Source organism: Arthrobacter sp. Hb9-2 (genome assembly GCF_059091165.1).
Genome location: NZ_JBNHGJ010000018.1, coordinates 1 through 23,260 on the forward strand (window position 1 = coordinate 1; position 23,260 = coordinate 23,260).

21 protein-coding genes are annotated in these 23,260 nt (G+C 62.7%); 13 read left to right on the forward strand and 8 right to left on the reverse strand.

All coding sequences use genetic code 11. The annotated features are described in order from the left end of the window. The 9 genes from AC5RV1_RS11580 to AC5RV1_RS11620 all read left to right on the forward strand — a co-directional run. The coding region (locus AC5RV1_RS11580; RefSeq protein ID WP_493994624.1) for a MinD/ParA family ATP-binding protein at nt 1-1,058 on the forward strand (1,058 nt) is incomplete at its 5' end. Nucleotides 1,059-1,094: 36 nt separating this feature from the next. Then, nucleotides 1,095-1,697: a DUF6668 family protein gene (locus AC5RV1_RS11585; protein WP_493994625.1), complete on the forward strand. Its 603-nt coding sequence runs from the start codon at nt 1,095-1,097 to the stop codon at nt 1,695-1,697. Nucleotides 1,698-1,708: 11 nt separating this feature from the next. Further along, entirely contained in the window at nt 1,709-1,972 is a 264-nt protein-coding gene (locus tag AC5RV1_RS11590) for a hypothetical protein (RefSeq protein ID WP_120693024.1), read from the forward strand. 27 nt (nt 1,973-1,999) lie between these two features. After that, nucleotides 2,000-2,740, forward strand: coding sequence for a DUF8175 domain-containg protein (locus tag AC5RV1_RS11595; RefSeq protein ID WP_493994626.1), 741 nt, complete (start codon nt 2,000-2,002; stop codon nt 2,738-2,740). After that, the gene (locus tag AC5RV1_RS11600; protein WP_493994627.1) at nt 2,737-3,987 is read left to right on the forward strand and encodes a TrbL/VirB6 family protein; all 1,251 of its coding nucleotides are present in this window, start codon (nt 2,737-2,739) and stop codon (nt 3,985-3,987) included. Before AC5RV1_RS11595 ends, AC5RV1_RS11600 begins: the two co-directional genes overlap by 4 nt. Continuing rightward, nucleotides 3,974-5,482: an SCO6880 family protein gene (locus AC5RV1_RS11605; RefSeq protein ID WP_493994628.1), complete on the forward strand. Its 1,509-nt coding sequence runs from the start codon at nt 3,974-3,976 to the stop codon at nt 5,480-5,482. The genes AC5RV1_RS11600 and AC5RV1_RS11605 overlap by 14 nt, the downstream gene beginning before the upstream one ends. Before the next feature lie 44 nt (nt 5,483-5,526). Beyond that, the gene (locus tag AC5RV1_RS11610) at nt 5,527-7,077 is read left to right on the forward strand and encodes a helicase HerA domain-containing protein (RefSeq protein WP_493994629.1); all 1,551 of its coding nucleotides are present in this window, start codon (nt 5,527-5,529) and stop codon (nt 7,075-7,077) included. Further along, nucleotides 7,074-8,843 (forward strand): type IV secretory system conjugative DNA transfer family protein, encoded by a 1,770-nt coding sequence (locus AC5RV1_RS11615; RefSeq protein ID WP_493994630.1) that lies wholly within the window; start codon nt 7,074-7,076, stop codon nt 8,841-8,843. The genes AC5RV1_RS11610 and AC5RV1_RS11615 overlap by 4 nt, the downstream gene beginning before the upstream one ends. Before the next feature lie 11 nt (nt 8,844-8,854). Next, on the forward strand, nt 8,855-9,295 hold the full coding sequence (locus tag AC5RV1_RS11620; protein ID WP_493994631.1) for a DUF4913 domain-containing protein: 441 nt from the start codon (nt 8,855-8,857) through the stop codon (nt 9,293-9,295). Between the two features lie 33 nt (nt 9,296-9,328). Here the strand turns inward: AC5RV1_RS11620 and AC5RV1_RS11625 are convergent, their stop codons facing one another. The 4 genes from AC5RV1_RS11625 to AC5RV1_RS11640 all read right to left on the reverse strand — a co-directional run bounded on the left by AC5RV1_RS11625 (nt 9,329) and on the right by AC5RV1_RS11640 (nt 13,931). Next, nucleotides 9,329-10,126, reverse strand: coding sequence for a TIR domain-containing protein (locus AC5RV1_RS11625; protein WP_493994632.1), 798 nt, complete (start codon nt 10,124-10,126; stop codon nt 9,329-9,331). Between the two features lie 595 nt (nt 10,127-10,721). Then, nucleotides 10,722-11,711: an ornithine cyclodeaminase family protein gene (locus AC5RV1_RS11630; RefSeq protein ID WP_493994633.1), complete on the reverse strand. Its 990-nt coding sequence runs from the start codon at nt 11,709-11,711 to the stop codon at nt 10,722-10,724. After that, nucleotides 11,698-12,870, reverse strand: coding sequence for a Glu/Leu/Phe/Val family dehydrogenase (locus tag AC5RV1_RS11635; RefSeq protein WP_493994634.1), 1,173 nt, complete (start codon nt 12,868-12,870; stop codon nt 11,698-11,700). The genes AC5RV1_RS11630 and AC5RV1_RS11635 overlap by 14 nt, the downstream gene beginning before the upstream one ends. A gap of 137 nt (nt 12,871-13,007) precedes the next feature. After that, nucleotides 13,008-13,931 carry a LysR family transcriptional regulator gene (locus tag AC5RV1_RS11640; RefSeq protein ID WP_493994635.1) on the reverse strand — a complete coding sequence of 308 codons (924 nt, stop codon included), beginning with the start codon at nt 13,929-13,931 and terminating at the stop codon, nt 13,008-13,010. A gap of 464 nt (nt 13,932-14,395) precedes the next feature. On the opposite strand from AC5RV1_RS11640, the gene AC5RV1_RS11645 reads away from it, so the two are divergent. Genes AC5RV1_RS11645 through AC5RV1_RS11660 form a run of 4 tightly spaced genes read left to right on the forward strand, consistent with a single transcriptional unit; the run spans nt 14,396 to nt 17,319 of the window. Beyond that, nucleotides 14,396-15,166, forward strand: coding sequence for an amino acid ABC transporter ATP-binding protein (locus AC5RV1_RS11645; RefSeq protein WP_493994636.1), 771 nt, complete (start codon nt 14,396-14,398; stop codon nt 15,164-15,166). Between the two features lie 6 nt (nt 15,167-15,172). Continuing rightward, nucleotides 15,173-15,811: an amino acid ABC transporter permease gene (locus AC5RV1_RS11650; RefSeq protein ID WP_493994637.1), complete on the forward strand. Its 639-nt coding sequence runs from the start codon at nt 15,173-15,175 to the stop codon at nt 15,809-15,811. Further along, complete coding sequence (locus tag AC5RV1_RS11655; protein WP_493994638.1) at nt 15,808-16,461, forward strand: amino acid ABC transporter permease; 654 nt, start codon at nt 15,808-15,810, stop codon at nt 16,459-16,461. The genes AC5RV1_RS11650 and AC5RV1_RS11655 overlap by 4 nt, the downstream gene beginning before the upstream one ends. 21 nt (nt 16,462-16,482) lie before the next feature. Continuing rightward, nucleotides 16,483-17,319, forward strand: coding sequence for a substrate-binding periplasmic protein (locus tag AC5RV1_RS11660; protein ID WP_493994639.1), 837 nt, complete (start codon nt 16,483-16,485; stop codon nt 17,317-17,319). Between the two features lie 67 nt (nt 17,320-17,386). Here AC5RV1_RS11660 and AC5RV1_RS11665 read toward each other — a convergent pair whose 3' ends face one another. From AC5RV1_RS11665 to AC5RV1_RS11680, 4 genes are all read right to left on the reverse strand, one after another. After that, on the reverse strand, nt 17,387-18,736 hold the full coding sequence (locus AC5RV1_RS11665) for an FAD-binding oxidoreductase (protein ID WP_493994640.1): 1,350 nt from the start codon (nt 18,734-18,736) through the stop codon (nt 17,387-17,389). Nucleotides 18,737-18,970: 234 nt separating this feature from the next. Next, nucleotides 18,971-20,509, reverse strand: a complete 1,539-nt coding sequence (amaB, locus tag AC5RV1_RS11670) for an L-piperidine-6-carboxylate dehydrogenase (RefSeq protein WP_493994641.1) — start codon at nt 20,507-20,509, stop codon at nt 18,971-18,973. A 20-nt stretch (nt 20,510-20,529) separates the two neighbouring features. Then, the gene (hglS, locus tag AC5RV1_RS11675; protein ID WP_493994642.1) at nt 20,530-21,957 is read right to left on the reverse strand and encodes a 2-oxoadipate dioxygenase/decarboxylase; all 1,428 of its coding nucleotides are present in this window, start codon (nt 21,955-21,957) and stop codon (nt 20,530-20,532) included. A gap of 60 nt (nt 21,958-22,017) precedes the next feature. Continuing rightward, nucleotides 22,018-23,208: an NAD(P)/FAD-dependent oxidoreductase gene (locus AC5RV1_RS11680; RefSeq protein WP_493994643.1), complete on the reverse strand. Its 1,191-nt coding sequence runs from the start codon at nt 23,206-23,208 to the stop codon at nt 22,018-22,020. Nucleotides 23,209-23,260 lie beyond the last annotated feature (52 nt).

Here is a 23,260-nt window from a genome sequence, read left to right on the forward strand (position 1 = left end):
ACCGCCAGCCGTGGCCGCCGAACCCCGTCGCGTCAGAGACGGCGCCAGCGCTAGTCGCCTCGGAGCCGGAGACGGCAGTGGTCACGGAGGAAGCGCCGGCGACCCGGCGCAGCTTGAAGGAAACCTCATTCCTGGTCAGCGCCCCGGTCCTGGAGCCGGCCACGCAGGGCTGGCGGGGTGCGCTCACGCGCCTTGGCTTCCGGATGGACCCCTCCGCGGAAGAACTCTCCGAGCGGGAGGATATCCGCACGGTCAGCCAGCACTGGCCCGGTCCCCGGACCATTGCCGTGGTCAACCGCAAGGGCGGTGCTAACAAGACCCCCACTGTGGTCATGCTCTCGGCCATCCTGGCCCGCTACAGCGGGGCTGCGACCGTCGCCTGGGACAACAACGAGTCCCAAGGCACTTTGGGCTGGCGGACGGAAAAGGGCGCTCACGACCGGAGCGTCCTGGACCTGATCGATTCCTCGACCGAACTGCTCTCACCGTCAACGAACGCCGCCGAAATCGCCAAGTTCGTCCACCACCAAACCGCCGACAAGTTCGACGTCCTGCGCTCGGACGAGAACGAAGAAGGCGACCACGAAGTCACCGCCGAGGAAGTAGACATCGCCCACCAGGTCCTCACCCGCTACTACCGGCTGGTGGTAATGGACTCCGGCAACACCGCCCGGGCAGCGAACTGGCGACGGATGATCCACCACACCAACCAGCTCGTCGTGCCTGTAACGGCCATCGAGGACCGCGCAGAAGCCGCCCGGCTGACGCTGCAGACCCTCGAATCCCGTGGCGGCCACGACGCCGAACTGGCCCGCAACGCCGTCGTGATCGTCTCCGAGTCCACCGACGCCAAGCGCGCCATGTCAGGAGATGCCTTGAAGAGGGCCAAGGACGAGGCCCAGCGGATTGCGGACGGCTTCGAACCGTTCGTTCGGGCCGTCGTCAGGATTCCCTACGACCCGGCACTGGTCAACGGACCCATCCGCTACGAAGCCCTACAACCCGCCACCCAGCGGGCATGGCTGGCCGCCGCGGCCGCCGTCGCCAAGGGCTTCTAAACCCATCCACCATCCGGATTTTCGAAAGGAGGAACCATGCAACAGGCCCTGAACCCCTGGATTACCAGCCCCGCCACGGAAACTGCGAAAGAGGAAACACCGGATACGTACATGCCGCCGGCGGCAGTCATCAGTGCACCTCTGAAGGGAATGGTTGAACCCGATGCAGCGGACAGACTGGCCAGCCGCACCATGACCGGTTCCGCCGCGTTATGGATCATCGGCGCACATGGGGGAGCAGGCGAAAGCAGAATTGCTTACCTCCTAGGTGCACGTGCCACCGATCACTGTTGGCCCGTCCTCCAGGACGGAAGCAAGCCACGGGTGCTGCTGGTGTGCCGGACAGACATGCGCGGCCTCACAGCTGCCAGGAGCGCCCTGACCCAATGGGCGTCAGGAGCCACACCGAAAGTCGACCTGCTCGGCCTCGCGATCCTGGCGGACGCACCGGGGAAAACTCCAAAAGCCCTGAGGGACTTCACTTCAATCGTCGGCGGGGGAGCGCCCCGGCTCTGGACCCTGCCCTGGGTGGAAGCCTGGCGGCACGGGGACACCACGGCCCCGTCGTCCCGCGAATACCAACGCTTCACCACCGACATGGCCGCCCTGGCCACCGACACCACATCAACCACCCACTGAAAGGCCTCACCATGAACTACGCACTTCCCACCGGCGTCATCCCCAACCCCACTCCCACCATCCCTGCAGAAGCAGACGGGCTGCTCCTTGTCCTGAACTGGGCCTCCGGTATCGGCCTGGTTCTCGGCGTCCTGGGCGTGATCATCGTCGGCATCGGCATGGTCATCCAGCTCCAGCGCGGTGAAGGCGCACAAGCCATCGGCAAACTCGGCTGGGTCCTCCTGGGCTGCATCATCATCACCGGTGCCGCCGGTATTGTCCGCGCCTTCGTCTAAGCCAGCACCAACAACGGGAGGTTCACCATGAGCCAGTCAACAGAGAGCACCACCGAAAGCAATCCGTTCACCAAACCCGGTTTCATTATCGCGGCCGCGCTGGTGGTCGCGCTGATCGCAGCAGCCATCGTCATCTTTCTGCTTCCCAAAGGACAAGGCAACGCCCAGCCGGCGGCCTCGCCTGTGGAGTCCAGCAGTTCAGCCACGGTGTCCCCCAATGCCTCCGCTGGGGCTGACCAGAGCGTCTGCGGATTGCCTGCTGCGCCGGAAACGGCTTTGGGAACTGCGCCGGAGACGAAATGGGAACTCGTAGGAACGATGGCCGCCCCAACCGATCCCAAGATCGGCCCGGGCAAGACGGACGATCAGGGCATCAGGTCCTGCTTCGCCCATACACCTACAGGTGCACTGTACGCGGCGGTAAACCTATGGGCTTTGGGCAGCGATTCTTCCAAGGAGCGCGCCATCGCGGACCAGCTTGCGGTTAAGGGACCTGGCCGCGATGCAGGTATGAAAGCGCCACAAACTGCCGCTCCGGCTTCGTCTGTGAAAGTCCAAATAGCAGGCTTCAACGTTTCGTATACGGCGAACCAGGCTGTCGTTGAGTTGGCATTCAAGGCTGATACCGGTGCGCTTGCTTCTGTGCGGACGACGCTGCTCTGGCAGGACGGGGATTGGAAGGGCGTCGTGGCCGACAACGGGGCACCCTTGGAAGAGCCACGCCAGATCCGTGATCTTTCTGGCTTCGTCCCGTGGAGTGGGGCGTGAAGCCGACGTGGAACCCGGTAGGGGACTGGGTATCAGGGCTTGCCGATGACGCGATAGGCAACTTGGCCAAGGCAATCATGGAGGGCATGAGTCAGATGGTGACGACTCTATCTACCTTCTGGGTTTCGATGCCTACGGTGAACTTGATCAGCGAGGACAGGACTGGGCCAAGTTCCGTGGTCTCAATAGTCAACAGCGAGTTGATGACTTGGACGCTGACGCTGGCGGTCCTTGCCGTCATCATCGGCGGCATCCGGATGATCTGGGAACAGCGCGGTGCACCGCTGAAGGACCTGCTCCGTTCGCTGCTCACCCTCACTCTGGTGTCCGGTCTGGGCCTAGGAGTCATCTCTATTTTGGTCATTGCCGCAGATACTTTTTCGGCCGCCATCATCGACCGTTCCACGGACGGGAAGGGCTTTGCTCAGTCGATGAGCGTCCTCGTCATGACCGGCCAGACGGAGGTTGGGGTATTCATCCTCATCGTCCTGGGCCTCATCGGGCTGATTGCTTCACTGGTCCAGATCGTCCTGATGGTGGTCCGCAGCGGCATGCTGGTGATCTTGGCGGGCATTCTGCCCACCACTGCCGCGTTCACGAACACTGAGATGGGCCGGCAGTGGTTCCAGAAGGCAGTCGGCTGGACCATTGCGTTCATTCTCTACAAGCCCGCGGCAGCCATCGTGTACTCCGTCGCGTTCCTCCTGATGGGTAACACGAGCGGGCAGGATGCCCTGGTCGGTTCGATCACTGGCTTCACGTTGATGATTGTTGCCTTGTTCGCGCTTCCGGCGTTGATGCGCTTCGTAACGCCTATGGTTGGTGCTGTCGCCTCTGGCAGCGGGGCAGCGGCTGGGGCTGCCGTTGGTGCGATGGCCACCGGCGCTGTGTCCCTGGGCCGGGGCGGCAGTGGACGAGGCAATGCCGCACCCATTCCTGCGACCACAAGTAGTACGGCCAGTACGCAGAGCACTTCCGCCGGTGCTTCGCCGAAGGGCAGTGACGGAGCGTCCGGTCCTCGGGGCGGCGGAGGTCAGCCCACCCCCGGTGTTACGGGTCCGGGCGGAGCCGCTGGCGCTGCGGCCGCAGGCAAAGCAGGCACGGCGGGGGCAAATGGCGGGGCAGCAGCAGCTGGCCCGGCCGGCATGGCTCTAGCCGCCGGGGCCCAGGTGGCGACCAAGACGTCACAGGCAATCGAAAAGACCGCACTGGATTCAACCGGGGAGGGCCCCAGTGGCAGCAATTAACACCGAATACAAGGAACCGTCCTACGGCAACTGGCGCGTACCGCGCTCAGCCGGCCTGGGCAACCTCGGCGCAATCGGCACCGGAATTGTCATGGCCGGACTGTTGATGGGCATCACCACCTTCGCCATCTGGGGCCTGTTCCCGGGCCTCACTGTCCTCGCCCTTGCCGGGGCCAGCGCCCTGCTGCTCACGGTCAAGGACAAGCACGGCCAGTCCGTTGTAGACCGCTTCGGCACCCGCATGACCTTCCGGCTCTCCAAGTCCAATGGAACGAACCTCTACCGCTCCGGACCTCTGGGTGTGACCGAGTGGGGCATGTACCAGCTCCCCGGCCTGGCCGCGAAGTCGACCCTGTACGAGTTCGCCGACTCCTACAAGCGCCCTTTCGCCATGCTGCACATGCCGGCCACCAGCCACTTCACCGTCATTTTCTCCACCGAACCTGACGGGGCCTCCCTAGTGGACCCTGAGCAGGTCGACGCGTGGGTCGCTAACTGGGGCGGTTGGCTCGCCGGCCTTGCTGACGAAGCCGGACTGGATGCCGCGGCCGTCACGGTGGAGACCGCACCCGATTCCGGGTACCGGCTCCGGAACGAAGTCGAGATGAACATTGACCCGAACGCACCGGAATTTGCCCAGGCCATTCTGCGTGAGATTGTTGACACTTACCCGGAGGGATCGGCCACGGTCCGTGCCTGGGTGTCCCTGACCGTCAACGCCGCCCTGCGGTCCGGGTCAAAGAAGCGCACTCCCGAAGATGTTGCCCGTGACCTCGCCTCCCGGATCCCCGGGCTGTCAGCCCGTCTGCAGTCCACCGGTGCCGGTATTGCCCGGCCGATGTCGGCACAGGAACTCTGCGAGGTCGTCCGTATCGCCTACGACCCGCCTGCAGCGCTGATCATCGATGAGGCCCACGCTGCCGGTTCCCCCGTTGCCTTGGCCTGGGGTGAGGTCGGCCCCACCGCGACGCAGGCGAACTGGGAGGACTACCGCCACGATTCCGCGTTCTCGGTTTCCTGGACGATGACGGGTGCGCCTCGGGGTTCGGTGAACTCTTCGGTTCTGTCCCGGCTGCTGGCCCCGCACGGGGACATTGACCGCAAACGGGTATCCCTGCTCTACCGTCCGATGGATTCTGCGAAGGCCGCCACTGTGGTCGAGCGGGACCAGAACAACGCCAACGTCCGGATCACCTCCGGTACCCGGCCCAGTGCCCGGGCTTTGGTCGATGCCCGTTCGGCCGTGCAGACTGCCCAGGAAGAAGCCCGCGGCGCCGGCCTGGTGAACTTCGGCATGGTCGTCACCGCCACAGTGACCGACAAGGAACGGCTGCCTGATGCCGTGGCCGCCATCGAACAGACCTCCGGCACCGCCCGGGTGCTCCTGCGCCGCGCCTACGGCGCGCAGGACACCGCCTTCGCCGCCTCACTGCCGCTGGGACTGGTCCTGCCCAAGCACAGCATGGTCCCCTCCGGGATCAAGGATGCCCTGTGATGGCCCTCAAAGACCTTTTAACGTCAATGACAGTAAAGCCAGTAATGCCAGTAAAAGGGGCTCAAAAGGACAAAGCTGGGAAGCAGCCGCGCGAGGCCGGGCCGGGTGCCCGTGGCTGGTCCGGCCGTGGCGGCGGCATGGCCCAGCTCGTCCCGTCCGTAACGGAGTACCGGGGAACCACGGTCCAGGTCTGCGGCCTGTGGCCGTTTTCCTCCGGCGCGTCCTCGCCCATGATCGGCGTCCCACTGGGACGCCACGAGGAAACACAGGCCACGGTCTGCTGCGATCCGGTCAGCTGGTTCCAGCGTGCCCGCCTCATCTCCAACCCTTCCGCTTTCATCCTCGGCAAACCCGGGCTGGGCAAGTCCACCCTGGTTCGCCGCATGTTCCTGGGCCTCGCCGCACAGGGCGTCAACCCATTGGTTCTGGGTGATCTGAAAGGCGAGCATGTCAAAGCCGTCGAAGCTCTCGGCGGGCAGGTCATCAAGCTCGGCCGCGGCGTCGGGTACCTGAACATCCTCGATCCCGGCCAGGCCGTCGAAGTCGCCCAACTCCTCGAGGAACACGGCCACCACGAAGCAGCCACCCGGGTCCGCGCCGACGCGCACGGCCGCCGCCTGAACATGGTCGTCTCCCTCATCACCATCAGCCGGAACAACCCGCCCACCGACCAGGAACAAACCATCCTTGACCGGGCACTGCGGGTCCTCGATGACCGTTTCGACGGCATCCCGGTCCTGAAAGACCTCTTGGACGTCATCGTCTCCGCCCCCGACGAGCTGCGGCAGGTCGCGCTGGACCGTGGCGACATGAACGTCTACCTGCAGGAAACCCGGGCGCTGGAAGCAACCCTGCTGGGCCTGACCGGGGGAGGGAAGCTAGGCGAAATCTTCTCCCGGCAAACCACCAACCCAATGAAGCGGGACCGCGCCGTGGTCTTCGACGTCTCCAGCATCGACGAGACGGAAACCGACCTGCAGGCCGCCGTGCTGCTCGCGTGCTGGTCCTACGGCTTCGGAACGGTCAACGTTGCTAACGCCCTGGCCGACGCGGGCCTGGAACCACGGCGGAACTACTTCGTGGTCCTGGACGAGCTGTGGCGGGCGCTGCGCTCCGGCAAGGGCGTGGTCGACCGCGTGGACGCCCTCACCCGCCTGAACCGCTCCGTGGGCGTCGGGCAGATCATGATTTCCCACACCATGTCCGACCTGTTGGCCCTGCCGGCGGAAGAGGACCGGATGAAAGCCCGCGGCTTCGTCGAACGCTCCGGCATGGTCATCTGCGGTGGCCTGCCGGCCTCGGAGATGCCGCTGCTGACCTCCGCGATTCCCCTGTCCCGGCAGGAGCAGCAAAAGCTCATCTCCTGGCAGGACCCGCCTGCCTGGGACTCGCGCGGCCTTGAGGTCGAACCCCCGGGCAGGGGGAAGTTCCTCATCAAGGTCGGCGGCCGCCCGGGCATCCCCGTCCAGATCGGGCTGACCTCCATCGAGAAGAGTGACGGCCTGAATGACACCGACACCCGCTGGCACGCACCGGCAAAAACGCTCATGGACCCGGCATCACCAGCAATGCCGGCTGAAGGAGGCGCGCTGTGAGTGCACCGAACCGCAAAGGAATGGGCCTCGAAGATGCCCTGCTGGTCTGGCTGGCCATCGGCGCCATCGTCGTCTTCGGTGGCGGCACCTACGTCGCCGCGCACCTCGGGTCCTGGATGGCAGGCATCGACGCCCCGCCTGCCCATCCCATCGACCTGGTCGCCGGGCTCATCAAGGGCAAAGTGCCCTGGCCAACCCAGTCCACCGTCGCGGCGTGCCTTATGGCCGGCCTGATACTGGTTCTGGCTATCGTCGTGCTGGTGGCGTGGCGGAAGGGCGCATCCAAGCGCGCCCGTGTCGACAAGGCCGCCCGCTACCTGGGCCGCGGCAAGTCCCTCGCCGCATTCTCCGAAAAGGGAGCGCAGGCCAAGGCAGAGAGGCTGGGTGTAAAGGACGCGCCGGGGATCGTCGTGGGCAAGGTGGTCTCCACCGGTCAGAAGTTCGTCCAGTCCTGGGAAGACCTCAGCCTCGACATCTGGGGACCCCGAACGGGTAAGTCCACCTCCCGGGTGATGCCCGCCATCCTGGACGCACCCGGCGCCGTTGTCTCAACCTCGAACAAGCGCGACGTCGTGGACGGCACCCGTGGCGTCCGCGAGGCCACGGCCCCGGTGTGGGTGTTCGATCCGCAGAAGATCGCCCAGGAAGAACCGGACTGGTGGTGGAACCCGCTCTCTTACGTCACCGACGAAGAGAAGGCCTACAAGCTCACCCAGCACTTCTCGGTCGGTTCCCGGGTGCCGGGGTCAAATCCGGATGCCTACTTCGATCCCAAGGCCGAGGACATTCTCTCTTCCTACTTCCTCGCGGCCGCACTGGGCGATTTGCCGATCACGCAGGTCTACCTGTGGGTGACGGAGCAGGTCAGCCAGGAACCCATCGAAATCCTCCGGGAGCATGACTACGAGCTGCAGTACAAGGGCCTGGAGTCCACGCTGAAGCTGGCTGACAAGCAGCGCGACGGTATCTTCGGCACCGCCGAGAAGATGATCCAGTGCCTCAAGAGTCGGAACACGCTCCGCTGGGTCGCCCCGACCGGCGGCGCAAACGTGGCCAGTGATGCCCGCCGGCAGTTCGACCCGCACGCCTTCGCCGCGTCTCAGGAGACGATCTACATCCTCTCCAAGGAAGGAGCCGGCTCAGCTGCACCGCTCACAACGGCACTGACCGTGGCCATCGCTGAGGCGATGGAGGAACGGGCCGAGCGCAGCGGCGGCCGACTGCCCAAGCCTGCGCTGTTTGCCCTCGATGAGCTGGCGAACGTGGTCCGCTGGGCCGGCCTGCCGGACCAGTTCAGCCACTACGGCTCCAAGGGCCTGATCGTCATGGGCATCCTGCAGTCCTGGTCTCAGGGCGTCGAACTCTGGGGCGAAGCGAACATGCGGAAGATCTGGTCCGCAGCGAACGTCAAGGTCTATGGCGGCGGCGTCGCCGAAGAAGGGTTCCTCCGCGCACTCTCGGACCTGATCGGGGACTACAGCTACACCAACGTCTCCATCTCCTCCGGGAAGTCCGGGTCCAGCCGCTCCCGCCAGGAAGCCAAGGAACGCATCTTCGATGTCTCCAATCTGGCCGAGCTGGACCGCGGCCGCGCCGTTATCCTCGCCTCAGGTGCACCCGCCACCCTGGTCCGGACCATGCCCTGGTACACAGGGCCCCACAAGGACGCCGTGGAAGCATCCATCAAAAAGTACAGCCCACAACCAGAGGAAGAACCAGTACCGGTAGCAGCAGCGCCGACCGCAAATCCATGGGTGACAGGGTAGGGGAGTAGGGCATGACTATCGACATTGGCCGTTTCAGCGAAGCTCCCAGCTCGGACCTAGAGGACACCGGCGCTCAGGCGGGGCAACAGCAGAAGCCCCCGCAGCTGGTCTACGGCTCCGCCGAAGAGTTCCTGCACGAGCAGCTGCTCCCAACCTACGTCCGCGATGTCGACGGGCGCGCTGCGAAATGGTGCATCGAATGGTACTTCCACCCAGAAGCTGTCTCCCGGGTGGAAGCGCTGTGGCGGGCCTGGGAACACCTCAGGCTCGACGGAGCCACCGGCATCAGCGTCTGGTTCAAAGACCACGCAGATCACCACATGAGCGTGCTCCTCGACCCACGCGGACCGTTCTACAAATGCGACATGCAAAAGCACCGAGACCCCGAGCACCTTGAGCCCAAAAAGGCCCCTGACGGTTGGTTCCCGGACGTACGGACGCTACCTGCCTGAAGGCCAGTTCAAAAGCAGACATGTCTCGTAGGGCTAACGCAGCGCCGCCCAGTCAACAGAAATTCCGGCAGCTTCAATCTCCCTCGCGATGGTTGCCTTCCAAGCCCCGCCCTTGTCGAGGGGTGTATAAACGAGCCCCTTAATGTCCCCTGGTTCTTCGACGCCTTCGTCCAACAGCACGGCAACGTGTCCCCGATGAAGCGCGCCAAAAAAGAAGCCCATTTCAAATATCACATTCTGACGTCCGCGCGGTTTGTCTTCGGTGTCATTCTTCGCTCTGCCTAAGTCATCGGCAGTAAGCAGGACGACAGCGAAGCCTGTGGTGGCCGCACTGGTCTCTAGCTTCTCGATCAAAACTGCCCCCATGTTTGGTTGTTCATGGAGGATTACAGGCTCAAAACCCGTGAGTGTGCGTAGGAACCGGGCCAGTTCGTGCTTCCTTGCTTCGTCATGGCCGTGGACGATGAAGACACGGCCATTCGGCTCGCCAGCACCCTTATCGCTGACCTCGATAACCTGTTCAACCTCAGCAGCAAGTGCTTTGTTGCTGCTTTCGGCGGTGAGCTCTAGTTCACGCTTTGCGGCATTCAGTAGGGAAATGACCGACTGAACACCGCTTCGCTGAAAGGGTTCGAAATCCGTATTTTCCGTCCAAAAGGAAGGAGAGAAACGAACGTCTTGGAAGCGGTCATATATGGGGCTACCGTTGCCCATTACGGTGCGCAGCACAACCTCAGTTTGGTCATGCCACTCCTCGAAATTTGAGGGGTTTCCGCCGTTAGCGACCGTAATCTGCTCGTCCAAGAGCTCCAGCTTTCGAGATGTATCCATTGGATGAGAATATCCAAAATCCGATTCTTGCTTGATGAGTCCGACCCCGGTGTCCCTCGGTTGCAAGGTAGGAGACACGACGACATAGTCCAGGGGTGTTCGAACCCGGGCACACGCGTGATGACGAGCAGTCCACAGTTGGGGTCAATCCGGGTTATCCACGGCTGAAATCGGGGAGCCATTGGGGTAGCTCCCTCCGCAGCCGTAGCGGTGGATAACCCATCAGGATTGTCCCCGACTGTGGGCAGCGGAACCGACTGTCCAGACAGTCTCTGGACAATTGCGCAACGGGCTGTTGCACAATTGCCATGCCCCCGCCGACTCGAGCTCATCACCAGGGTCGGCTGTCAGGTTTGAATCTGAGACTGTTCGCTGGGGATGTGCAGGAACTGCTTTTCGAACCCTATTCTGACGCTTACTTCGCGGCCGCCTGACGTCAGGGTGGGGTGTAGGTTAGTCCGACCGATTACGTCCTGTGTTTTTCCCAGACGTCTGTCGCAGTTAACGTCTGCCGGAAGAAGAGAGGGTTTCCACGATGACACAATGTCATTAGAGCCTTGTCAGGCGCTAATCGCCGCTGCGGGGCTTTTTCGCTTCAATGCGGAGCCTGAGGTGCCTGCTCTGCTTGAGTTTCAGCCAGGTAGGCTTCATACACGCCGGCCGCGACCGCCAGGTCTTGCCAGGGCATGCCAGTTGTTTTGAATACGGCAGGCCGGTCTGATTGTGGATGAATACGGCCTTGGACCAGTTCAGTGAGCGTGTTCAGGCTGGCTAAGTTGGCTATCGCTCCGGATGCAAGGGCTAATATTATGTCGCCTGCTTCGCGCCGGGAATTTGCGAGTGATTCGACGTAGATAGCTGCTCGGGACATTAGGGTGTCATCGAGTTCGCGGCTGTTTGGCTCATGTGATCCGATGGCGATGACTACTGCGTTATCCTTCACGCTCGCACCGTTGAAAAGCGGAGTGGATGAGCCGGTGCAGCAAACAATCAAGTCAGCTTTCGCGATACTCTCCCTGCTGCCGACCTTGGCCTTTATGCCCTTTACTGCGGCGTGTGCTGCCAATTGTGCAGCAGCCTGTTGATTTCGTCCCACAATTTCGACATGAGTTAGCTCGAGGACAAGGTTAAGGGCCTTAATATGTTGCCAGGCCTGCTGCCCTGTCCCGAAAACCAGCAGATGCTTGCCCCCAGCGGAGGTGAGCTTCTGGGCGCCCAGAGCCGAGACAGCAGGAGTCCGTAGATTTGTCAGTGCGGTCCCGTCCAACACGGCCAGTGGACGTTGATCAGCGCCGCTGAAGAGCACGTAGAGACCCTGAATTACGGGTAGGCCGGCGGAGGCATTCGCGGGGCTGATGGTGAGCAGCTTCGTCCCGGTGTACTGGGCCGAGCTGGAGGGCATTAGGAGGAGTTGCCCTCGCTCGGTAGTGAGTCTTGAGCGGACCCCGTCCTTCTCGGGATCAAAGCCCTGCAGTAGGACGCGTTCCAGCTGCGCTATCGCTATCGGGATGGTGCTGAGCCTCTCGATGTCGGAGTGGCTGATGAAGAAGGGTGTTGATTGAGCCTGGACCTCAGATAAGAACATCGACTGTCTCGGTGATCGGTTTTGGGATCTGTCGGCGAAGCTGCATTGCTTCAAGGACACGTTTTTGGGCGAGGGCATAGGCGGCTTCATGCGGGGTTAAACTGTTCCGCCTGCTTTCCTCCAGGACAGCACTTGTGTTGGCCCTCAACTTTGTGGAGATCATCGTGAAGATCTCCGCGGGTTCCACCACAAAGGGGGAGTACCTGGCAGCCATCGAATGGGCTGCCGCCACGATGCCGCCGGCGTTGGCGATGAAGTCCGGCACGACGGTGATGCCTCGCTCATGGAGAATGCGGCGGGAGCTCGGGGAGGTCGGGAGGTTGGCCCCTTCAATCACGAGTTTCACGTTTGTTGACGCTGCGATGACGTCGTTGACGGTGTCCTCTCGGGCAGCGGGAATCAGGATGTCGGCGTCCACTGTCATCGCCGCGTCTGCTGGCTGAACCGCTCCGTAGTGGCGCACGCAGGCGTCCCCGGCCTCGGCGCGGAGGTCGACTAGCTTGGCGATGTCAAGGCCGTTTGGGTCATGGACGGCACCGGCCGCCGTGGATACGGCAACGACGGTAGCGCCCAATTCAACGAGGCGTACCGCTGCAGCTTGCCCTACGGCGCCAAACCCTTGAATAGAGACACGTGCTCCTTGGAGCGGAATGTTGCGGTTTTGGGCAGCTGCTTCCGCTGCTTCCGCTACTCCGTAACCTGTGACGCCAAGCTGGTCGTAGGGAAGCCCGCCCAGTGCCCGGGGGAGGCCGGTGGACGCGCCGCGGTCCCCAAGCTCGTCGAGGAAGATGGCAGCATCTTCCTCGGCCAACCCCATGTCGAGCCCGAAAACGTACTCGGACGGGACCTCGTTTGAAAGGGCACGGGCGAATGCCCGCAGTATCGCTTCCTTGTTGGGGTGGTTGGGATGGCCCAGGATGCCGGCTTTGGCCCCGCCGTGGAACAGGTCCACTGCAGCCCACTTCCAGGTCATGGTCCTAGCCAGCCGTGCCACTTCCTGGACTGAGAGGCTGGGGCCCATCCGGGTTCCGCCCTTGCCGGTTCCTCGGGCGGTGTTGTCCAGGACCAGGACGCCACGCATCCCCGTCTTCCGGTCGGAGACGACAACGATCTTTTCCGGGCCCCACTCGTCGATCATTGAAAATACGTCGTCAGTCATTGATTCATCCCCTGTCGCGAAGCATTAGTAACTACTAACCAGCTTGCGGGCAGGTCTGCGGCTCCGCCAGAGCCGCAGTGCCACTGTTGGTGCACCTGGCATAAGTAATCCTTGGCCTGCTACGCCAGGAACGCCTGCTAGACCACGTGGACACCCGGAGTGGCATCTGCGGATGCCGTGGCGGCGGCCTTCAACGCCTGGACAGCTCCCTCTACCGCAGGATTCACCGTGGTTGGCGGGTAAAGTGCCAGCACATGTCGGCGTACCTGAAAGTCCGTTATTTGCGCGGTGGAGATGTCGCCCGTTTCCTTGTGGCCCAGGGCCGGGATCAGAGCAATACCCAGTCCGGAACGGACGAATCCCCTGATGACGTCGTAGTCGTCACTGCGGAAATCAACATCCGGTTCAAAACCTGCGGTGGCGCATGCCCTCCGCAGGGACCGGGCTCCGGCGGTCCTTGCCCCGGATGAAACCCAGGTCTCCTCCCTGAGATCCGCCAGCGAGATGTCCCTGCCTTCCAGCCGGTGACCTCCCGGAAGGAGCAGCATCAGCTCTTCCGTCAGAAGTGGCGTTGACTTCAAGGCCTTGGGCCAGGCATGTGGTACCAGGTCATAGTGGTACACCAGCGCGAGGTCGAGCTCACGGTCCAGCAGCAAAGGAACGAGTTTGTCCGGTTCCCCTTCGTCGAGTTCGATGGTGACCTTCTGATGCGACTGGACAAAATCCGAGAGGGCGAGCGGCAGGAGCTTCTGGCTTGCCGTGGGGAAGCTTCCCAGCCGCACCCGGCCGACGCTGCCTTCGGACATAGCACGTACCTCGTCTTCAAAGACCCCAAAAGCCGCGAGCACTTCCTGCGCCTTCTCTGCGAGGAAACCGGCCGAAGGCGTAGGCCTGATCCCGTGGGCGTCCCGCTCAAACAGGGACATTCTCACAGCCCGTTCCAGAGTGGCCATCTGTTGCGACACCGCTGAGCCGGTGTAGCCGAGCTGGCGCGCCGCCTCAGCAAACGAACCGGTGCGGAGCACCACGACCAAGGTCCTCAGGTGCAGGGGATTGAGCATAAAGCCAGCTAACCCCATGCCGAAGACCACCGCAAAGACGGAGGGCAGCACCACTGGTTGGGAACCGGCATGTGTGGTTGCAGGGCAAGAACCGGAAACGGGCCCCACCAGTCATACGAGCCGGATCCAGCGCGTGCCGTCACAGTGGGGACTTGAAACACAACTGTCTCCACCGCCAGCCGGACCACCGTTCCAAGTATTCGAGGCCATGTCCGTGGACTGGCAAGGGTTGTGGCGCAGGTCTCAGGACGAGTGCAAGCACTGCTTGCCCTAGGGCCACAATCGATCATTCTGGATTGCTTCCAGGGGTCGGAAACGTCGGGCATAGTCAAGCAAATAGGTCGGGCATTACTCGCACAATGGAACGCAGAAAGGGCTGACTCCACGTCCTGCCCGGGCCTGATCTCCACGTCCATGTATCCCATGAGCCAGCCCCTAGGAGCACAGCCAGAATGCCGCCACATATGCAGGAAAAACCCTTGACCAAGCCCATGGCCATACAACTCGAATCCGTCGCCAAGACTTACGGGGACCACATCGTCCTTAACAATGTCTCCCTGTCCGTGCGTGAGGGGGAGGTCACCGCAATGATCGGGCCCAGCGGTGCGGGCAAAAGCACACTGCTGCGCTGCATCAACCTGCTGGAGCGGCCCGACACTGGTTGTATTACGGTCGAGGGCAGCCAGATTGACGCCAGCACCAACTTCACTGCAAAGGACCTGGCCGCCCTAAGGCGGAATGTCGGCATGGTGTTTCAGTCCTTCAACCTTTTCCCACACCTGAACGTGCTGCGGAACGTCAGCATCGCGCAGGAGCGTGTTCTGAAACGCTCGCGCAAGGAAGCAGACATCCGCTCCATGAAGCTCCTGGAGCGCGTCGGCCTAGCAGACAAGGCCAAGCAGTACCCCGCCCGCTGTTCCGGTGGGCAGCAGCAGCGCATCGCCATTGCACGGGCCTTGGCCCTTGATCCGAGAGTGATGCTCTTTGATGAACCCACCTCGGCCCTGGACCCCGAGGTCGGGCTGGAAGTCCTGGCCGTCATGAAGGAACTGGCGGCTGAAGGAATGACCATGGTCGTGGTGACGCACGAAATGCAGTTCGCCCGGGACGTGTCTGATCATTTGGTGGTGATGGCAAACGGGTCAATCCTTGAAGAAGGAGACCCTGAACAAATTTTCACCAACCCTGTCCAGGCCCGGACACGTGAGTTCCTCCGCGCCGTCCTGGAGCGCTGAGGCGCCATGGATATCTTCCTGACCATCCTGCAGGGCGTCCCGATGACTATTGGACTGACGGTCGGCGCGCTTGCCATCGGCGCTGTTGGCGGGATTCCGCTGGCTCTGGCCCGCCGCTCCAGCTTCGCGGCCGTTAGCCTCGCAGCCGTCTCCGTGATCGAGGTCCTGCGTGGGATCCCTCCGATCGTGTGGCTGTTCATCATCTACTTTGGACTCGGTACAGCCCTGCCGATGCTTGACCCGATCACATCGGCCATCATTGGTCTGGGCTTGATTTCCTGCGCCTACATGGCTGAAATCTATCGTGGCGGCCTTTCGGCCATTACCCGCGGCCAATGGGAGGCCAGCGAAGCGCTCGGCATGGGGCGGCAGTCCGTGCTGACCTTCATCATCGGCCCCCAGGTCTTGCGCGTCTCAGTACCCGCGGCAGCCAGCTATGCAATAGGGCTCCTCAAGGACTCCTCCGTGGCCTACACCATCGGCGTATCCGAAATTGTGTACTTCGCCAACGACCAGTCGCGCCAGACCTCGGACGCCCTCGGACCGTTCTTCCTTGCCGCACTGGTGTACGTCATGATGACCATTCCCTGCGCGTGGGCCACCCGCGCCCTTGATGCCCGACTCCGGATGCGAGTAGCCCGATGAATTTCTTTAGTGACTGGCCTGCTTTCCTTCCAGGGCTCCTGGCCGGCCTTGGAGTCAGCGCCCAGGTTGCCGTGTTGAGCCTGCTAATCGGCATTCCCGGCGGCCTCCTGCTGGCTGTCGGGGCCAGCAGCAGGAAAAAGGCTGTCCGGATGCTGATCATCGGCGTTGTCGAGATCGGCCGTGGAACTCCAGCCCTGGTGGTCCTGCAGATCTTCTACTTCGGGCTTCCCGCCAGTGGGCTCACCCTGTCGTCAATGGCGGCCAGCGTTGTTGCACTGGCTGCCACCACGGCGGCCTATACCAGTGAGATCCTGCGCGGCGGGCTCCAGGCCGTACCTCCGGGCGAGGTCGAAGCGGCCGGGGCATTGGGCATGAGCCGCCAGGATACGCTGCGGTTCATCGTCATACCGCAGGGACTGAGGATCGCGATTCCGTCCCTGATCGGCTTCGCCATCCTGATATTCCAGGCCACATCCCTCGCGTACACCGTCGCCCTGCCAGAACTGCTGAGCCAGGCGTACTCAATCGGCTCCTCGACCTTCAACTACCTCAGCGTGCTGGTTCTGGCAGGCCTGATGTACGCAGCCGTTACCATCCCGGCCAGCTGGCTCACCTCCCGGGCCGAAAAGCGCCTGGCCCGGCACCTCTAAATCCCCACCCCAAGGAGAAACATGAAAACCCAGAAAGCCGCACTCTTTACTGCTCTGGCTTTTGCCGCCGCTGCTCTTTCAGGCTGCGGGGGAGCTGCCAGCAGTGCCCCGAGCACTGACTGCAAGCCCGCCCACGACTTCCCGACCGTGGCCGAGGGGAAGCTGTCAGTGGTCCTGTATGACCTGCCCCCGTTCTCCAAGCTCGAGGGCAACAAGCTGGCAGGTGTCGACGGTGACATCGTCAATGCCATCGCCGAAATGGAGTGCCTGACAGTGTCAGCAAAGTCGGTCGCCACAGCAGCGAATATTCCTACCGTGCAGGCCGGCCGCGCAGACCTGTCCATTGCCGCGTGGTACCGCACTGCGTCCCGAGCCGAAATCGTCGGCCTCACTGAGCCGATTTACACTGACCAGATGGCCATCATCTCCAAGGACGGTCTCGACGATGCAGAGCTGCTCAAGGGCAAAACCGTTGGCACTGTGGACGGATACCTGTGGGTCGATGACATGAAGAAACTCCTCGGGGATTCGCTGAAGGTGTACCCGACCACGCTGAACATGAACCAGGACCTTGAGGCGGGCCGCATCGATATTGGCATCGACAGCTACGGCTCAGCCCAGTTCAACAAAAAGGGTGACTTCCAGGTCTCTGTGATCAAGCCCCACGCCGCCGTTGCCGCATCCAAGGAAGCGGCACAGATTGCTATCCCCGTACCGAAGCAGAACGCGGAACTGCTCGCGGCGTTGAACGCCGACCTTCAGACGCTCAGGGACAACGGCAAACTCGCGGAGATCCTGAAGGCCAACGGCCTGGACGTATCAGCGGCCGACACGGGCGAAGCACGTCTCATCAGCTAGGCCCGGAACAACAAAGTAGGCGGCGGTCCCCGAGGGGACCGCCGCTTTCGTCGTTGCCGCCGTCGGACTACACTCCGCGGCCCGGAGTCAGGATTCCGTGCGGGTCGAACGCGTTTTTGATTCGCTGGTGCGCTGCGCGGGTGGCCGGGTCGAGTTGCTTGCTGACGGAAGCGAATTTGAGGGATCCCACGCCGTGTTCCCCGCTGATGGTCCCGCCCAGTTGAAGTGCCTGATCTGTGATGAGGTCAAGGATCCGTTCTGCTTCCGCGTAGGCTCCAGCAGATTCGTTCTCGATCACAACGGACGGGTGGAGATTGCCGTCGCCTGCGTGGGCAAATGTCGGTATGGCCACGTTCTCGTCTGCGCTGATCTTCTCGAGTGCCTCGAACATGTCCGCCAGCCGGGCGATCGGGACGGCGACGTCGCAGGACGCGCGCAGGCCCCTGGCATCGAGTGCCTTACCGGAGACACGGCGCGCCTCCAAGAGCACGTCGCCCTCCGCCTGTTCCACGTCGCTCGCCCCTGCCTCCTTGCAGAGCCGTGAAGCCACCGTCGCGTCGGCTTCGGACGCCGGGGAGATGAACTGGCCCACCAGGATTGCAGCACCGTCTGTGGACATCCCCGTGGGGTGGTACTTCTCGACGATCTCCAGGCTGGCCCGGTCCATGAGCTCAAGGACATCGGGGACGATGGAGCTGTTCATGATTGCTGTGACTGCCCTGCCCGCGCTGGCCGCGGAAGGGAATGTGGCGCGGAAGGTGACGGCTGTGCCGGTGGGACGGGGTTTGAGCCTGAGGGTCGCCTCGGTGACGATCCCGAGGGTGCCTTCGGAGCCAACGAACAGGCTGGTCAGATCGTAGCCCACCACGTTTTTGCGGGTCTTGGAGCCCGTGCGGATGATTTCGCCTTCGGCGAGTACCACTTCCAGTCCTGCCACACTGTCGGTGGTGACACCGTACTTAACACAGCGCAGTCCGCCGGCGTTGGTGGCGATGTTCCCGCCGATCGTGGACTGGCGGTAGCTGGCAGGGTCCGGCGCGTACATCAGGCCGTATTCAGCGGCAGCAGCGTCGATGTCTGCAGTGACGACGCCGGCCTGGACCTCTATGAGCCTGTTGCCGGGATCGATGCTGAGGATGGCGTCCATTTCCGCGAGCGAAATGACCAAGCCTCCAGGGTAGGCGACGGCGCCACCGGCCAGGCCGGTCCCGGCGCCGCGGACGGACACCGGCACGTTGTTCCGTGCGGCCCACCGTACCCCGGCCGCCACCTCCTTGGTGGTCCGGGCCGCCAGGACGGCCAAGGGCAGTCCTTGGGGAATGGCTCGGGAGGCGTCGGAACTGTAGCGAAGCAGTTCGTCCGCGCCGGTAAGGATCCGGCCTTGCAGCCCTTCTGTCAGTTCCTGTGTTGTCATCATGGTGGTCTTCCTGTGGTTAGCGGGGATTGCCCCGGGGATTCTTGGGAAAGAGATGCGGCGGCCACCTGGAGGTGGCCGCCGCATGCCCGGGCTTAGTCGGTTTCCGGGCCTGTGCAGTAATAGCAGTCGTGGGTGCAGTCCGATGGGTCCCGCAACGCCTCCTGCTTGGAAGGCGGTTGTTGATCAGTGGGGCCGTTCATCGGCTCTCCCTTCCCGCCGCACCCGCGGCGTCCTTTAGAGGAACTTGACGCCCTGTGCGAGCGGCAGTTCGCCCGAGAAGTTGACCGTGTTGGTGGCTTGGCGCATGTAAACCTTCCAGGAATCGGAGCCGGATTCCCGGCCGCCGCCGGTTTCCTTTTCACCGCCAAAGGCACCGCCAATTTCCGCGCCGGACGTGCCGATGTTGACGTTGGCGATGCCGCAGTCGGAGCCGCTTGCCGAGAGGAACGTTTCGGCTTCGGTCTGGTCCTGGGTGAAGATTGCCGAGGACAGGCCCTGCGGGACGCTGTTGTGGATCTCGATGGCCTCTTCCAGGGTGTCGTAGGTCATGACGTAAAGGATCGGCGCGAAGGTCTCGTCGTGGACGACGGCGGTCTGGGCGGGCATGCGGACGACAGCCGGCTGGACGTAGTAGGCCTCCGGCGCGTCCTCGGCGAGCACGCGGTCACCGCCGTAGATGACCTCGCCGCCTTCCGCGACGGCCTGGATGAGCGCATTCTGCTGTGCCTGGAAGCTGTTGGCGTTGATTAGCGGCCCAACCAGGGTTCCCTCTTCGGTGGGGCTGCCGATGCTCAGGGTGCGGTAGGCATCCACAATCCGGCTGACCAGGGCATCGGCGATCGAGGAGTGAACAATGAGCCGCCGAAGGGACGTGCAGCGCTGGCCGGCGGTGCCCGCAGCGGCGAAGACGATGCCCCGGAGGGCAAGGTCCAGGTCTGCGGACGGGGCGACGATCGCGCCGTTGTTACCGCCGAGCTCCAGGAGTGCACGGCCGAAACGCTTGGCGATCACTGGCGCGATTTCCTGCCCCATGCGGACCGAGCCGGTGGCTGAGACCAAAGCAATCCGGGGGTCTTCGACCAGTTTCTGGCCGCCGACGCGGTCAGTCAGGAGCAGGTGGTGGATGCCTTCGGGCGCTCCAACGTCCTTGACGGCACGGGCGAGGAGGGTGTCGACTGCGAGGGCGGAGAGGCGGGTAGCGTCGGCAGGCTTCCAGACGACGGTATCGCCGGCAACCAGGGCAAGGGCGGTGTTCCAGGCATAAACGGCTACCGGGAAGTTGAAGGCTGAGATGATGCCGACGACGCCGAGCGGGTGCCAGGTTTCTGCCAGCCGGTGGCCGGGGCGTTCGGACGGCATGGTTTTGCCGTACAGCTGGCGGGACTGGCCGACGGCAAGGTCTGCGATGTCGATCATTTCCTGGACTTCGCCCAGCGCTTCGGAACGGATCTTGCCGACCTCGGCAGTGATGAGGGTGGCGACGTCTTCCTTGTGTTCGGTCAGCAGCTGGCCCCAGCGCTTCACCAGTGCGCCGCGGACCGGTGCGGGAACGTTGCGCCAGGTTTTGAAGGCTTCGGTGGCCTGCACAATCGCCGCTTCGATCTCTTCGTCGTTGTGGACCTTGGTGTGGAGGATTACTTCTCCGGTGACGGGTGTGCGGGTTTCACGTGTCCCGTCAAGCGATGCAGGATCGACGCCGATGGACCGGAGGCTGGTGAGAACCTCTTCAGTGATTTGTGCGGTTGCGGGGATGGTGGAGGTGATGGCGGTCATGATGGCCCTTCTTTCGAGGTTTAGGCTTTGGAAGTTGCGGCGGGAAGGTCGGTGATGGTGATGCCGAGCTGGCGACCGACTGCCTCGATTGAGGCGGTCTGCTGTGCTGAGTACAGTTCATTGGGATCGAAGATCCTGGTTCCGAGCACCTCGGAGAGCCGGTCGATGTCGTATGGAGTGCCCAGCTGCTGGTCGTCGCGTGAGCCGTCGTCTGTAAGGTTGGACTGGAAGATTCCTGCGGCCGACCGGGGCAGGAAGTCTTCGTAGACGATGGGTTCCGGAACAAGGACCCCGTTCTCCACCAGTTCGCGCAGCGAGGCTGTTTGCGTTTGAGGAACCTGTCCGGCGTTGGCCACCCTGTAGGTGAAATACGCCAGTCCCCGGAGGGCAAGTTCCTGTTCTGTTGCTGGAAGGTTTTTCCGCCAGACCTGTGTGGCCACTTCTACCCGCGTGGTGCCGGCCGGGCTTGCGGCCAACCAGTTATCGACTTCCGCGACCATCTTGTCGTAGAGGTCCCGACCGTGCTCAGTGAGGGCGATTCCGCGTTGTTCCACTTCCCCGAACCGGACGCGGAGGGTCCCCGGGCGGACCTCACCGTCCTGATGGCGGAAGCTACGTTCCTCGGCGAGGGCGCGGAAAGACGTCTGGCGGAGCAGGACGTCGGGGCCTTCCCAGTTCGGGGGTCCCTGGATTTCGTCGATCATCGCGATTCCGCGGGCCTCCATGCGGGCATACAGGTCATCGATGTCCAGCACGCGCGGGGTCAGATGGTTGATATGGGTAGACGGCACGCCGCCGATATCCGCAGCCACGGCCGAGATCCGTTCGAGCTTGAAGTACCAGTCGTGGTCAACCGGTTCCTGTGACAGTTCGAAGGCTGCGGTGGCCAGGTCCAGGAAGCGGGCAGCTTCGTCCGGTACCAGATCCTTTTCTTTGCTGGCCTTATCGGCTAGAGCGAGAAGTTCCTCGGTGAACAAAGTTCGTGCCCCGATGAAGGACTCGAGTTGCTTCTCTGTTTCTGCGTCGAAAAAACGGCGGTCGTCGTGGGCAAGCATGGAAGTGAAGACGCGGAACGGATTCCTGGCCAGTTCACCGGGATCGATCGGGCGGAAGGCGGTGGATACCACGGGAACTGAGCTCTTGGAAGCATCACGGAGGTCATAGAATCCCACCGGATACATGCCGAAGCCCGCGAAAACACGGGCAACCTGGGCCAGTTCCCGGGCTGAACCCACACGGATGGCCCCGTGGCGTTCAGCCGTAACGCGCTGGATGCTGCCGAGCCGCTCGGCGTCGTCCCCATTTTTGCGAATGAAATCCTCATTAACCTCCCGGGAAACGTCAACGAGGGTGTTGTAGGCGGGAACCTCGTTCCCATAAAGCGTGGCCAGGCGGAGGGCGAACTCGGCCCGCAGTTCCCATAGCTGAAGCTTCGTTGTCATTGGCATGGGTTTGTCCCTTTCTGGTGCGGTCTTTGTGACGGCGGAAGCGCTGCGCCCGCCCGTGGTTCAGATGATGTGGACTTCCCTGACCTGGGAAAGTTCACCAGCGAAACGCGTCGCGCTGAACTGTTCGGGGTCCATAAAGGACTCCCGGCCCAGATACATGTCCCTGACCAGTTCCCCTACAGCAGGTCCCTGGAGGAAACCGTGACCGGAAAATCCGGTGGCGTACATGAAACCCTCGACAGTGTCTGATGAGCCGATCATTGCGTTGTGGTCCGGGGTGTTTTCATAAAGTCCCGCCCAGCCGACGTCCAACTCCTGATTTGCCAGTGACGGCGCCACAATTTCCGCCGCTCGGTTGAAGGCCGGCAGCCACTGGTAGTCAAATTCCCGGCAAAAGCCCGGTTCCTGGTCCTGGTTTGAAATGCCCAGGAGCATCCCGTTCAGGTAATTGTGGAAGTACAGGGTTGTTGACAGGTCAAGCGTGAACGGCACCGTCGGCAAAGGCTTGGACATCTGTGGCGTCATGCCGATCTGGCGGCGGACAGGTTCGATCGGCAGATGGACACCGGCCATCGCCCCGAGCCTTGTTGACCAGGCGCCCGCCGTGCAGATAACAGTGGAGGTACGGATCGATCCCCGGTTGGTATGAACCGCCCGGACCGCACCGCCGGTAGCGTCGATGTCCAGGACTTCCGTTTCCTGGCAGATGGTGACGCCCAGTTCCTGCGCAGCTTCGGCGTAGGCCTGAACTACTTTGGAAGGCTGGGCGAAACCGTCCCGTGGTGAGTAGGACGCCGCCAGGAGTGGGGCCGGGTCGAGGAAAGGGTTGATCCGGTGTGCCTCCTCGGGTGAGACCATTCTGCTGGAGCCGCCAAGCCGGTTCTGGATCTGAGTGCTGTCCTCAACCTCCAAAAGCTCTCCTTCGTTCCGGCACAGGAAGAGATATCCCACCTGTCGCAGACCGATGTCAGTCCGGAACTTCTCATTGAACCGCTCATAGGCTTCCAGGCTGCGCTGCCCAAGCCTGATGTTTCCGGGATCAGAGAACGTGGCACGGACTCCGCCCAACGGCTTGGCAGAAGATCCAGAGCCAAGGACGTTCCGCTCAATCAGGACAATGTCCTTTACGCCGGCCTCGGCCAAATGATAGGCAATGCTGGCTCCCATGATGCCCCCACCGAGGATGACCACGTCCCCAGCGACAGGCAAAGCCCGGGCTGGCGTCGTCGCGAGCCTAACTACGTTATCCACATGTTTGGTTTGCAATGGGTTCCTTCCAACAAGTCCGTCTGGATCAAGCTTC

Excerpts from the sequence above, each read along its gene's own strand:
- AC5RV1_RS11585 (WP_493994625.1), top strand. The coding sequence starts at position 1,095 with ATGCAACAGGCCCTGAACCCCTGGATTACCAGCCCCGCCACGGAAACT.
- AC5RV1_RS11590 (WP_120693024.1), top strand. The coding sequence starts at position 1,709 with ATGAACTACGCACTTCCCACCGGCGTCATCCCCAACCCCACTCCCACC.
- AC5RV1_RS11595 (WP_493994626.1), top strand. The coding sequence starts at position 2,000 with ATGAGCCAGTCAACAGAGAGCACCACCGAAAGCAATCCGTTCACCAAA.
- AC5RV1_RS11610 (WP_493994629.1), top strand. The coding sequence starts at position 5,527 with ATGCCAGTAAAAGGGGCTCAAAAGGACAAAGCTGGGAAGCAGCCGCGC.
- AC5RV1_RS11620 (WP_493994631.1), top strand. The coding sequence starts at position 8,855 with ATGACTATCGACATTGGCCGTTTCAGCGAAGCTCCCAGCTCGGACCTA.
- AC5RV1_RS11625 (WP_493994632.1), bottom strand. The coding sequence starts at position 10,126 with ATGGATACATCTCGAAAGCTGGAGCTCTTGGACGAGCAGATTACGGTC.
- AC5RV1_RS11630 (WP_493994633.1), bottom strand. The coding sequence starts at position 11,711 with ATGTTCTTATCTGAGGTCCAGGCTCAATCAACACCCTTCTTCATCAGC.
- AC5RV1_RS11635 (WP_493994634.1), bottom strand. The coding sequence starts at position 12,870 with ATGACTGACGACGTATTTTCAATGATCGACGAGTGGGGCCCGGAAAAG.
- AC5RV1_RS11640 (WP_493994635.1), bottom strand. The coding sequence starts at position 13,931 with ATGCTCAATCCCCTGCACCTGAGGACCTTGGTCGTGGTGCTCCGCACC.
- AC5RV1_RS11645 (WP_493994636.1), top strand. The coding sequence starts at position 14,396 with ATGCAGGAAAAACCCTTGACCAAGCCCATGGCCATACAACTCGAATCC.
- AC5RV1_RS11650 (WP_493994637.1), top strand. The coding sequence starts at position 15,173 with ATGGATATCTTCCTGACCATCCTGCAGGGCGTCCCGATGACTATTGGA.
- AC5RV1_RS11655 (WP_493994638.1), top strand. The coding sequence starts at position 15,808 with ATGAATTTCTTTAGTGACTGGCCTGCTTTCCTTCCAGGGCTCCTGGCC.
- AC5RV1_RS11660 (WP_493994639.1), top strand. The coding sequence starts at position 16,483 with ATGAAAACCCAGAAAGCCGCACTCTTTACTGCTCTGGCTTTTGCCGCC.
- AC5RV1_RS11665 (WP_493994640.1), bottom strand. The coding sequence starts at position 18,736 with ATGATGACAACACAGGAACTGACAGAAGGGCTGCAAGGCCGGATCCTT.
- amaB (WP_493994641.1), bottom strand. The coding sequence starts at position 20,509 with ATGACCGCCATCACCTCCACCATCCCCGCAACCGCACAAATCACTGAA.
- hglS (WP_493994642.1), bottom strand. The coding sequence starts at position 21,957 with ATGCCAATGACAACGAAGCTTCAGCTATGGGAACTGCGGGCCGAGTTC.